Source organism: Streptomyces sp. NPDC029292, from assembly GCF_055569295.1.
The window spans coordinates 375,823-387,899 of record NZ_JBVHXR010000004.1; the positions used below are offsets into that span (position 1 = coordinate 375,823).

The 12,077-nt window shown below is 72.2% G+C and carries 5 protein-coding genes; 1 reads left to right on the top strand and 4 read right to left on the bottom strand.

Annotated features, from left to right (window positions below; all coding sequences use genetic code 11):
- Positions 1-70 precede the first annotated feature (70 nt).
- The 4 genes from ACZ4WS_RS12815 to ACZ4WS_RS12830 all read right to left on the bottom strand — a co-directional run bounded on the left by ACZ4WS_RS12815 (position 71) and on the right by ACZ4WS_RS12830 (position 8,243).
- Positions 71-5,098, bottom strand: a complete 5,028-nt coding sequence (locus ACZ4WS_RS12815; protein WP_467979792.1) for an SAV_2336 N-terminal domain-related protein — start codon at positions 5,096-5,098, stop codon at positions 71-73.
- Positions 5,088-6,167 carry an AAA family ATPase gene (locus ACZ4WS_RS12820; RefSeq protein WP_467979794.1) on the bottom strand — a complete coding sequence of 360 codons (1,080 nt, stop codon included), beginning with the start codon at positions 6,165-6,167 and terminating at the stop codon, positions 5,088-5,090. The genes ACZ4WS_RS12815 and ACZ4WS_RS12820 overlap by 11 nt, the downstream gene beginning before the upstream one ends.
- A 67-nt stretch (positions 6,168-6,234) precedes the next feature.
- Positions 6,235-7,887, bottom strand: coding sequence for a VMAP-C domain-containing protein (locus tag ACZ4WS_RS12825; protein ID WP_467979795.1), 1,653 nt, complete (start codon positions 7,885-7,887; stop codon positions 6,235-6,237).
- Complete coding sequence (locus ACZ4WS_RS12830; RefSeq protein ID WP_467979991.1) at positions 7,884-8,243, bottom strand: CU044_2847 family protein; 360 nt, start codon at positions 8,241-8,243, stop codon at positions 7,884-7,886. Before ACZ4WS_RS12830 ends, ACZ4WS_RS12825 begins: the two co-directional genes overlap by 4 nt.
- Positions 8,244-8,446: 203 nt before the next feature.
- Between ACZ4WS_RS12830 and ACZ4WS_RS12835 the strand changes: the two genes are divergently transcribed.
- Positions 8,447-12,058, top strand: a complete 3,612-nt coding sequence (locus tag ACZ4WS_RS12835; protein ID WP_467979796.1) for a S8 family serine peptidase — start codon at positions 8,447-8,449, stop codon at positions 12,056-12,058.
- Positions 12,059-12,077: the final 19 nt, after the last annotated feature.

Genomic DNA, 12,077 nt, shown 5'->3' on the forward strand with positions numbered 1-12,077 from the left:
GGGCGGGGCGCCCTTTGTGGGGGGCCGGGTGGGGTGCGGCTGGACGGGTGGACTTGGCGACACGCCGGGGTCAGAGGGACTGGGCGGCGGTGAGGAGGGGGCGTAGCCCCGACACGAGCAGCCGCGCGCCGTCCCTGCCGCTCAGTGGCCGCTGTGCCTGCTCGTCGCGGGCGAAGGCGATGAAGGGCATCCCGACGGCGTAGGCCGCCTGCCGCTCCGCCACGGAGTACCCGATCATGAGGCAGCGGGCGGCACGCGCCCCGAGCCGGTCGAGGGCGCGGTGCAGGTTGGGGGTGTTCGGCATCAGGAGGGCGAGATTCCCGGCGCGGCCGTGCACCCCACCGCGCACGGAGGAGGTCAGCCCGCGCTCGCGCAGGTACGTCTCCGCCGCGACCGTCGCGTGATCGGTGACCACGGCCAGCTCCACGCCCTTGGCGTCCAGGGTGCGGACCAACAGGTCGGAGTAGTCCCTGGGCTCCGCGGTGCGGGCGGCTCGGGTCTCGATCTCCGTGAGCCGGTCGTTCAGCTCTCCGGCGAGTTCGTGCCCCGCGAACGCGCGGAGCAGATCGAGCGGGTTGGAGTATCCCTCCAGAGGCGCGACCGGGCCGTCCTGCGGCAGGAACGACCGCCCGGACAGCGCGTCCTCGGGGTTGCGCCGCTCCACGACGAGCCGGGCGAGCTCGCGGACCGCCTCGGATTCCGCCCCTTGTACGTACAGCCTCGTCAGAGGACCGCCGAAGCCGAAGATCACACACTCGGCGGCCCCGAGGGCGTCGGCGACGGCCGAATCGCCGTGGGGCGGCGGCGGGACCGAGGGCGGCGTCGGAGTGCTGAGCGAGACCGACCAGTGGAGGGCGTAGCCGGGCACGAACCGGCGGCTCAGCCGGTCGTTGAGGGCGTGCTCAGCCCCTCTGATGTGCGTCGGGGGATAGTTGAGCGTGAGCCGGCGGAGCTCCGAGAGCATGTGACGCTCCAGAGCGCGCGGTACGTCGGTGGGGGCGCGCAGCACTGCTTCGACCGGGTCGGTGACCCGCCAGTGCACCTCGCCCCGTCCGGTGAAGACGGGCGGCCCTCCCGTGGCCGGTCCGGGGACGTTCAGGTCGGTGCGGTGCTCGGTGAGGTCCACCTCGTAGTAGCTCTGGGCGGCCGGGGTTCGGGTGGCGGTGATCTGGCCGTTGGGGAGTGCGTAGACGATCGCCTTGTTCCTGCCCTTCAGGAAGGAGAACAGGCCTTGGGCGGGCAGGGGATAGGGCCCCAGCACCGGAGGCACGGGACGGGGGCCGTAGTCGTACGGCTGAGGCAGGAAGAAGAGGCTGTACCAGCCGGTGGGCGGGCTGTGATCGGGGCCGGAGAGAGGTTCCAACCTCTCTTCGGAGAGCGCCGGTTGGGGCAGCTCGTCCCGGAGGGACGGCGCCACGGCCACGATGGCGTGGGCGTTCGTCCGGTCCAGCGCGTCCTCGACGGCCAGGGGGTCGGGCCGCTCGGCGCGCCCGTCCGGCCCCGTGCGCCAGAAGATGACGCGCAGCACGGTTCCGCCCAACTCCACGAGCCGGTCCGGTAGTTGGTCCAGCATGACGGAGAGCAGGGGAAGAGCGGAGACGTCCGGTTCGGTGAGCACGGTGTAGCCCTCGTCATGGGTGAGCAGCCGGTATTCCTCCGGTTCGAGGCCGCTCGCCGTGAGCAGACGGGTGAGGGCGCGTCCCAGCGCCGCATGTGTCCCGGGGGTCTCCGGGCCGTCGGCGAAGTTGAAGACGGCGCAAGTGCGGTTGGCGGTGACGGCCTCCCCCCAGAGGTCGTCCGGGAGGCCGCCGTACGTCTCCCCGGGGCCGTCATCGGTCGGTTCGGGGAGTTCCTCCTCCGCCGGGAAGAGGGTCTTCGAGCCGTCGCCCTCGTCCTCGGCGGGCGAAGCGTCCTCGGCCGACTCCTCCTGGGGGGACAGGAGGTGTGTCGGCAGCCTGTCCTCCGTGGGATAGGGACCCTCCGGCAGCTCGTCCAGCGCCGAGACGAGGCCGTCGTACAGGCCGTTGTACGACGTGTCGTCGGTCGGCGTCTCCTCGTACGACTCCTCGTACGCGCCCTCGTACGTCGACTGCCGTTCCTCGCCCGGCAGTTCGCCGAGCTCTTCGCGCAGTTCGCGCCCGAGGAGCAGCAGTTGGGGGCTTCGGCCGCCGGAGTCCTCGTACTCCTCGTACGCATCCAGGGCCTCCTGGATGCGCCCCTGGCGTCGGAGCGCGACCATGTGCAGTCCGCGGAAGTCCTCGCGGGACGGGTGTGCGCGGACGAGGTCGGCGAGGTCGTTCGCGGCGCGCTCGAACTCGCCGAGATCCAGGTCGAGTTCGGCGCGAGTGGCGAAGAGGGAGAGGCGGAGTTGGAGGAGCCGGGTGCGGGCCGCGTCGGCGGCGCGGCCGGGGACGCCGTCCAGGGCGGTGCCGCGCCAGAGCGTCAGGGCGGTGTCCACGACGGCGCGCGCCAGTTCGGTGTTCCCGGCGGTGCGTTCCTCCTCCGCCCGCGCCACCAGGTGCTGGCAGTGGACCACGTCCACGAAGTCCGCGCTGGTGTGCAGGGCATAGCCGTCGGACAGGGTGGCCAGTACGCCGGGGCCCAGGGCGTTGCGCAGCCTGGACGCGTAGGTGCCCAGGAGGGCCTGTGCGCGTGAGGGGGGCTTGCGGCCCCAGATGCCCTCGGCGAGTTCCGTGTGGCTCACCTTGCGGCCGTGGTGGAGGAGGAGCATGCAGAGCATCGCCTGCTCCTGGGGAGAGCCGGTGGCGACGGGGTGTTCGGTGCCGCGGTGGACTTCGGGCGGGCCGAGGAGGGAGTAGCTGAGCCGGGGGTATTCCGACTGAGCCTGGCTGAAGAGGTCGTTGTCCCTGAGCAGGGAGACGCCCTGTTGCTGTGCGGTGAGATGCTCGTTCAGCAGCAGGCGGAGGGCTGACATGTAAGAGGAACGCAACCGCGTCGGCAGCAAGGTCAACCGATCGGGCGAGAGAGGCGTACCGGCGTATGCCGGATTACCCGAGGACAGATGGAAGAGCAGTTGTCCGAGCGTCCGTAGATCCCTCCAGACCGCTCCCTGCCCCGATACCCGTGGGAGCGTGAGCTTGGCCGTCCCGTCGGGCAGGATCAGGACCCTGGTCATGTCGAGTCCGCCGTGCGCGACACCGGCCTCGTGGAGGGCCGTGAGGGCATCGGCGAGCTGCCGTCCCAGCGACACCAGCAGCGGTGCCGGAATGCGGTAACCACCCGCCGAGGCCAGGGAGTTCAGCGCGATCCCGTCCAGGTACTCCATGGCGATGTAAGGCACTCCGCCCTCGACGCCGTAGTCGTGGATCTTCACGATGTTCGGGTGCTCCACTGCCGAAAGGGCCCGCGCATCCCGCAGAAAAGCTGGAACATCGGCCTGCGACGAATGCAGCCGCACCACCACCGTCCCCCCGAGCTGGGTGTCCTCGGCCCGCAACAGCGTGCCGCTGGGTCCGAGGCGCTCGAGGGTTCGATACCGGTCGGCCAGCGCCGGTGCGCGCCCCGGCCCCGCCGCCCCCAGCAGCCGCCGCACGCTCTCCGAGCTCACCGTCGCGATCGGCTCGCCCTCGGCCGCCGTCTCCGTACCGGACGGCATCGGCGTGCTCGCCCGGAACTCTCCGGCCGCGACGCCCGCCCGCTCGTCGATCAACGCCCCCATCCGGCCGAGCAGCCGGGTCGTGCGTCCCCGGGCGGTGCGCGGCAGGCTGCGCAGCAGCAGATCCCGTACGCCGGGCCGGAAGGCGTACGAACCCGGCGGGCCCGGCACGGTGGTGAGCATGCCGCTGAGGATGACCTCGGCCAGGTGCTGCGGGCGTGGGCGCGGCTCCACCGCGGCCTGGACCAGGCGCATGACGGGCAGGTCGGGGCGGCCCACAGCGAGGTGGCCGGCCAGGCGGAAGGCCTCGGGGGACGCCGTCGCGCGAAAACGCAGGACCAGCTCCTCGGCGGGCAGCCGAGTGACGTCGCTGCGGTTCCCGGACTCGTCCAGGAGGACGGGCCGTGGCGTCAAATGGGCGACCGAGACCGGGAGTTGACTGCCGCCCTGGCTGGCCACCAGCGTCGACCAGTGGGCGAGCCAGGTCGCGTCCGGTTCCAGTACCGGGAGCGGAACGGTCCCGGTGGCCGGAGGTCCGTCCGAGGTGTCGTACGGCGTGAAGGTGAGCGAGGCGAGCGGGGCCGCCGGGAACGGTGCCGAGAGGAGGCCGGGGGCGGTGGGCAGCGCCGTGTCGCGCCACAGGCGTTCCGGGAGGGGCTGGACGACGGCCAGCGGCATCCGCAGGGACCAGCGGCGGAGCGTGGCGTACCAGCGGTCGCCTGCCGGGCCGGCCCACCACTGCGGGCCCATGCAGTCGCTGACCAGCAGGGTGACGGTACGGCCGTCGGCGGGGGCGTGCGCGCCGGTGCCCGTGATCGTGCCGTCGGGCCGGGCGCGGTGCACCGTCACCGTGCGGAAGACGCCCGACTGGGCGAGCGCGGTGTGCAGTTCGCGGACCAGGGGGCGCCAGACGGGCATCGTGGGACCGGCGTCGTACACCAGGTTCAGACGCAGCCAGCGTTCGCGGGTGGGCCGCATGACCGGCAGCCACCACTCGGGGTGGCCGCCGAGGTGGGCGATGCGGTGGGCGGTCGCCCGCTCGTCGAGTTCGCGGCCGACGGGCGCGTCGGTGCGACGCTTGAGCGGGCGCAGGGCGCGCTGCAACTCCAGGCGGCGGCGCAGCATCGGCGGAGCGGGGGCCAGCAGCGATGCGTGGGGCTTGCCCCGGCCGGAGGGGGACGGCAGATGGAGCGGGACACGTCTGTCGTCGCGCGGCGGGCCGGGGACCTCCGGCTCCTCCTCGTGGAGCGGCTTCTCGGCGGGAGGCGGGGGCGGGGTCCGCGGTTGTTCCCGTACGCCCTCGGGGGCGGGCGCAGGTGTCGTCGACGCGTCCTGCGTCTCCCGGTCCGGGTCCTCCATGTGCCGGGCCAGCCACAGGAGTTCGGCCAGCTCGACCGGTGTCGGGCGCGCGTCGTCGCCCGCCTCGGCCAGGATTGCGGCCAGGCGGCCCAGTAGCTGCGGACCGGTCGGCTCAGAACGCATCGGTCTCCGGCGCCTCGCTCAGGTACGGCATCAGCTCCTCCGCCAGTTCGTCGAGCGACTCCGGGGTCAGGCCCGAGGCGCCGGCCAGGTAGATCGCGTTGAGGAGCTGGTCCGTGGCGAGGTCGCCGCCGGACGCCCGGGACAGGAAGCGGGTGATGAGTGTCTGCGCGTAGTCGTCGGGCTCGCCCAGGTGCGCGCGGACGATCCCGGCGAGGTGCCCGTCGTCGGGCTGGCGCAGGCGCAGGGTGACACAGCGGCGCAGGAACGCGGGCGGGAACTCGCGCTCTCCGTTGCTGGTGAGGACGACGAAGGGGAAGGCGCGGCAGCGCACCCGGCCCCGGACCACCGGAACCCGTTCGTCCGTGCCGTCGACCATCACGCGCGCTTCGGGCGTGTGCCGGGCCGCGCGGACCAGTTCCGGGATCTCGTACTGCCCCTCCTCCAGGATGTTCAGCAGGTCGTTGGGCAGGTCGAGGTCGCTCTTGTCGATCTCGTCGATGAGGAGGGCGCGGGGGCGGGAGTAGGGGAGGAGCGCGGTGCCGAGCGGGCCGAGCCGCAGATGGTCCTCGATTCCCGACTCGATTCCCGACGCGAATCCCGACTCGGGGCCGGAGTCGGGGCCGGAGTCGGGGCCCGGCTCCGGCTCCGACGCCCGTTTCGGCTCCCCGGCCCACCTCGCCGCGTACAGCCGCGACAGCGGGTCGTACTGGTACAGGCCGTCGTGCAGTGTGCTGCGGCTGGTGATGTTCCAGCGCAGCACCGGACCCAGGCGCAGCTCGCGGGCGACCGCGTACGCGAGGGACGACTTTCCGGTGCCGGGCGGTCCTGTCACCAGCAGCGGACGGCGCAAATACAGGGCCGCGTTGACGAGTTGGACGCTGCGCTCGGTGGCCTGGTAGGTGCGGGCGCGGTGTCGGCGGTCGGGAGAGGTGGCCGAGCTGTCGTCGCCGTCGGCCGGGGTGTCCAGGGGCGGACCGCCGTCGAAGGCCCGCCAGGGCGGGGGCGGGGGCAGCTGGGTGATGCCGTCGTGCGGCTCGTTCGTGCCGGTGTAGACGGGCCACAGGGGCATGTGACGGTTCTCCGTGGGATCGAGGGCGTTCACGGCTTCAGGCGGCTTCACGTGACTTCAGGCGGCTTCAGGCGACGGGCGAGCTCAGCGGGGCGGCGGGTTCGGGAAAGCGGCGGGGGTCGTCCCACAGGAGCTGGACGTCCTTGGCCCAGTGCCGGTCGGGGGCGTCCGAGGCCTCGACGGTCTCGCGCAACGCCAGGATGTGGCGCGGGAGTTCGGCGGGCGCGAGATCGGTGACGTAGGCGGTGAGTTCGTCCAGGAACGCACAGCTCCCGGCGTGCTCGGGGCCGCCCGCGCAGCCCGTCCGCGTCCACAGCAGCACCGGGACCGGGGCGGTGAGGGTCACGTCGAAGAGCGGCCCGGTACGGGCGGGCGGCAGGGAGAAGGCGGCCACGTGGGTGTCCTCCTGTCGCAGCCGGAACCGGAGCTTGGTCGGCTTCTCATCGGTCCCGCAGTCGATGCGGTGCAGGGACGCACCGGGCCGTCCCTCCAATTCCTCCCACTTGCGGGCCAGCTGATGCCGTACACCGCCCCGGCGACGCGTCCGGTCGGTCACGACGAGCGGGTACGCGCAGCCCAGCGGCGTGTCGTCGTCCGCGCCGCGCGCCCACTGCGCGACCGGCTCGTTCAGCCACTCGCGGGGCAGCACGAACGCGATCAACTCCTCCGCGTCCGAGGAGAGTTGGGAGAACGCCTCGTCGATCTGCTCCTGGACGTACGCCCGTACGCCGGACCGCGGCAGCCGGCGGGCGCCCACCGGGCGGCGCAGTCCGTCGCGGTACGCGGACACCTCGACGTTCACCTGGTCGCCGCCCGCGCCGCTGCGGTCGATCTCGACGAGGATGGGGGCCCACGACGAGGCACGGGAGCGGACGGGGGGCGCGTCCAGCAGGTCCGCCAGCCGGTCGGCGAACCGGGTCACGGCCTCCGGGTCCGGCACATCGCACAGCACATACCAGGCCGCTGCCCACAGCGATTCGAACCCCTTCCCCGGCAGCTCCGGACCGAAGGGGCCCACGGCGTCGCCGTACAGCTGGTCCGGATCGCAGGTGAGCCGGGTGGCCTGTGCCCGCTCCACCAGGGCACGCAGCCGTTGCTTCGCGTCGGGCCGGTGGTCGGGTGTGGGGATCAGCTCGCCGAGCCCGGGCCAGTAGCGGGCCATGACCTGGCTGGGCAGCATCCGGCCGACCCGTACGTCCTTCGCGCCCGCGACCGCCGAGACCATGCCGACCACCCTGCCGTCCGCGAGGGTCACCGCCGCCCCGCTGAACCCGGCCGCCAGTGGCTGCCCGTGCGCCGTGGAGGCTTCCAGCTGAACCCACTCGTCGGCGATCAACGTGCTGGATATGGCCCGGTACTGGGCGAGCATGCCCTCGTCGTACCCCCTCGGGAAGCCGTACGCGACCAGGGTGGGGGAGGGGTCGCCCTGCTCGGCGCCGGGCGGCGCGAAGACGGCCGGGGTCAGCGGCACCGCACGGTCCAGTTCGAGTACGGCCAGGTCGCCGGGGTCGGCGGCGACGCCCGCCCAGCCGCCGTGGACCACCACGGTGGCGGACATCTCGCCGAGCTCCTTGCGGTGCGGGAAGGCCACGGTCACCGACGACGTGCCGCTCCACTTGACGACATGGGCGCAGGTGAGCACCCGGCGTTCGGAGACCAGGAAGCCCGCCCCGACCTCGTTCCCGCAGCTGATCCGGGCGTGCCAGGCAGCGTTGCTCATGATGCGTCGGCGGCCTCCGGACCCGACGGGGCCCCCGACGCCTGGCCCGGCGACCAGCTGAGCTTGACCACCAAGTGACCCTCCGCCGACCCCTTGGCGATGACCGCGCCGGCCTCCGCGCTCAGCTTCACCCCGAACTCGAGTTCCACGGAGTCGGGCTTGAGCGCACCGTCCCGGAAGACCCGGAGCGCGGACTGGGCCGCCGCGCGCACCCCTTCCAGGGCGCCCTCGAAGGTACGCGCCGCCTGAGCCGGTCCGTCGCCGCGCGAGACGAGACGGGCACCGGACTCGTCGTCGATGCCCTCCACGACGACCAGGGCGCCGTCTTCGGTCTTGAACTCCGTCAACCCGTCCATGGCGCCGCCAGCTTCCCCGTTGTGTGTGACCTCGACGAACTCCATTGTTGCGGACGGTGCTTGGAGATGTCCCGGGTTCCGGCGACCGCGCCCGGCCGCCTTGGCGGGAACCCGCCAGGGCGCCTTCCCGCCAGGCTCCGTCAACTCCCCCGCAACACAAGCCCCCCGACACTCTTCGCAGCACTCGACGAAGAGAGGCGTGCATGAGCAGAGGACCAGTCAGACGCGGGGCCGCGCTGTTGTCGGCCGGGCTCGTGATCGCCCTGCTGCCCATGGGGCGGGCGGACGCGGGGGACACCGGAGACCCGGCGCCGACGCGGGCCACCTCCGCCGCCCGCACCGTCACCCTCGTCACCGGGGACAAGGTGACCGTCACCGACCTGGGCGGCGGGAAGAAGACGGTCACCGTCGAGCGCCCCGAGGGCGCCACCGGGGCCGTGCGCACGCAGGTGGCGAACGGCGCCGTCACCGTCATACCGGACGAGGCGCTGCCGTATCTGCGGGCGGGCACCCTCGACCGGCGGCTGTTCGACGTGAGCGAGCTGATACGGCAGGGGCTCACCGACCAGAAGACGGACGAGCTGCCGCTGATCGTCACGTACGAGAAGAAGGCACGCACCGCCACTCCGCGAGGTGCCGAGCGGACCCGCGCGCTGCCCAGCATCCGCGGAGCCGCCGTCGACGCGGACAAGGGACGGACGTTCTGGCAGGCCGCGACCCGGCAGGACGGTGTGGACAAGGTCTGGCTCGACGGGCGCGTCAAGGCCGACATGGCCGAAAGCAACGCGCAGATCGGCACGCCCGAGGCCTGGGAGGCCGGGCTCACGGGGAAGGGTGTCACGGTCGCCGTCCTCGACACGGGCGTCGACACCAGCCACCCCGACCTGGCCGGACGGGTCTCCGCGACCAAGAGCTTCATCGACGGGCAGGAGGTCGCCGACCGCAACGGGCACGGCACCCACGTGACGTCGACCGTCGGCGGCAGCGGTGCCGCCTCCGACGGGGCGGAGAAGGGCGTCGCGCCCGGGGCGACCCTCGCCGTCGGCAAGGTGCTCAGCGACGCGGGCTCGGGGAGCGATTCGCAGATCATCGCCGGTATGGAGTGGGCCGCGCGCGAGGTGCACGCCAAGGTGATCTCCATGAGCCTCGGTTCGAGCGAGGCGAGTGACGGTACGGATCCCATGGCGCAGGCGGTGAACACGCTGTCCCAGGAGACCGGCGCCCTCTTCGTCGTCGCCGCCGGCAACTCCGGCGCCCCGTCCTCGATCGGCTCGCCCGGCGCCGCCGACTCCGCGCTGACCGTCGGCGCCGTGGACTCCGCCGACGAGGCCGCGTACTTCACCAGCGCGGGACCGCGGTACGGGGACAACGCGCTCAAGCCCGACCTCTCCGCGCCGGGCGTCGACATCCTCGCCGCGCGTTCCCAACTCGTCAGCGGCAGCGGGTACTACACCACCATGAGCGGTACGTCGATGGCGACGCCGCATGTCGCGGGCGTGGCCGCGCTGATCGCCGAGAAGCACCCCGACTGGACCGGCGCCCAGCTCAAGGACGCGCTGATGTCGACGTCGAAGCAACTCGACGCGTCGGCCTACGTGCTGGGCACCGGGCGGGTGAGTGTGCCGGATGCCGTGGAGGCGAAGGTCACCGCCACCGGCAGCGCCGACCTCGGTTTCTACGGCTGGCCATACGACGCGAACAAGCCGGTCACGAGGACGGTGACCTACTCCAACTCCTCCGATGCGGCAGTCGAGTTGAGCCTCGCCGTGCAAGGGGGCGCCGACGGGGTCGCGACCCTCGGCGACTCCACGCTCACCGTGCCCGCGCACGGGACCGCGTCCACCACCGTGACCGGGGACGGCTCCAAGGCGCCGGTGGGAAACACCTCCGGGCAGATCGTCGCGTCCGTGGGCGGCACCCCCGTCGCGCACACCGTGTTCGGGCTGGTCAAGGAGGAGGAGCGGTACACGCTCACCGTCCACGTCAAGGACCGTTCGGGCGAGCCGACCGCGGCCTACCTCGCCGTGCAGCAGTTCGCGGCGGACACCGACCCGTACTCGGCCTCGGTCGACGACTCCGGCACCCTCGAGCTCCGGCTGAAGCCGGGCACGTACAGCCTGACGTCCTTCCTCGACGTGCACGGCAGCCACGGCGCGGACTCACTCGGACTCGGCTTCCTCGCGGCGCCCGAGATCACCCTCGACCAGGACCGCGAAGTCACCCTGGGCGGACGGCAGTTGAGGGAAATCCAGGCGAAGGTCGACCGGCGGACCGAGACCCGGCAGCTGCTCATGGAGTACGACCGGAACGCGGGCGGCTCCGACATGTTCGGTGCGGTCCAGGTGCCCGTGAAGTACGACAGCATTTTCGCCGCGCCGACCGCGAAGGTCACCAAGGGCACCTTCGAATACCGGACCGTGTGGCGGCTCGGGAAGCCGTTGCTGGAGGTCAAGGGCGTCGGCGAGGCGGTCGTCCAGCCGGGCTCCACGCTGATCGAGGGGCGCAGCAGGCTGCCGCTGGTCGATGTCGGGGAGGGTCCCTTCACCGGGGTGGAGGGCAAGGCCGTTCTCGCACGGCTCGGCGACGGCGTCGAACCCGCCGCGCTCGCCCAGGCCGCGCAGGACGCGGGAGTCGAGGCGCTGTTCGTGACGGACGACACGGCCGGGCGGCTCAACGCCTGGTTCGGGACGGACGACGGCGACCGGCCGCTGCAGATCGCCACGGTGAACGCGGCGGACGCGGCACGGTTGCGGGCGGCAGGGCTCGTCGACATGACGGGGACGCGCAACACCCCGTACGTGTACGACCTTTCCCAAGGGCACCAGGGCGCCGTCCCGCGCGGGGACCTCACCTACGAGCCCAGCAGTCGTGAACTCGCCGTGCTGGACACCAAGTTCCATGCGGCGAAGCCCGTGTCGGGCAGCGAGTTCCGCTACTCGCTGACCGACGCCTTCCCCATCGGGCTCGGCTTCTACGAGCGGATCGACTACCCGGCCGAGCGGACCGACTATGTCTCCACGAGCGCCGGGCAGCTGTGGCACGAGTCCGTGAACCTCGGGGAGAGCGCGCTCGAGGAGCGCAGCGGACTCGTCCAGTACCGCGGGGGTACGCACCCGACGCTCGACTGGTTCAAGCCGGTCCTGCACCCGTGGCTGGGTACCGGGCTCGGCTGGGGCCAGCAGCGCGCGGGCAACCAGATCCAGTTCAACACACCCGGCTGGGGCGACTCGGGGCCCGACCACACCGGCTTCGGCGATGTGTGGAGCGTGGACAACGGCATGACCCAGTTCACGGAGGTGTACCAGGACGGAACCCTGGTCGACCGGCGTATGAGCTCGGGCGCGTATGTCTGGAACGCGCCCGCCGACGAGCACACGTACAAGGTCGTCACGGACACGACGCTGGACGCGGACCGCTGGAAGCTGTCCACCAAGGGTCACTCCGAGTGGTCCTTCAAGTCGGCGGCCACGCCCGACGACCGCTGGACCTTCCTGCCGCTCCTCAACCTCGGCTACGACGTGGACACCGACCTCGCGGGCGACGTGCGCGGCGGCAGCCGGGTGCCGGTGGGGATCTACGCCGAGTACGTGAAGGGCGCGCCGGACACCGGGACCATCGGGGGCGGGAAGCTGGAGGTGTCGTACGACGACGGGAACACGTGGAAGGCCGTGCCGCTCACCGGTGAGAAGGCGTCCTGGAAGGGGACGTTGACCGTGCCGCGGGACGCCGCGTTCATCTCGCTGCGGGCCTCCGCGAGCGACGACCGGGGCGGTTCGGTGCAGCAGGAGATCATCCGGGCGGTGGGGGTGAAGTAGGCCGTCCCTTCATACGCGG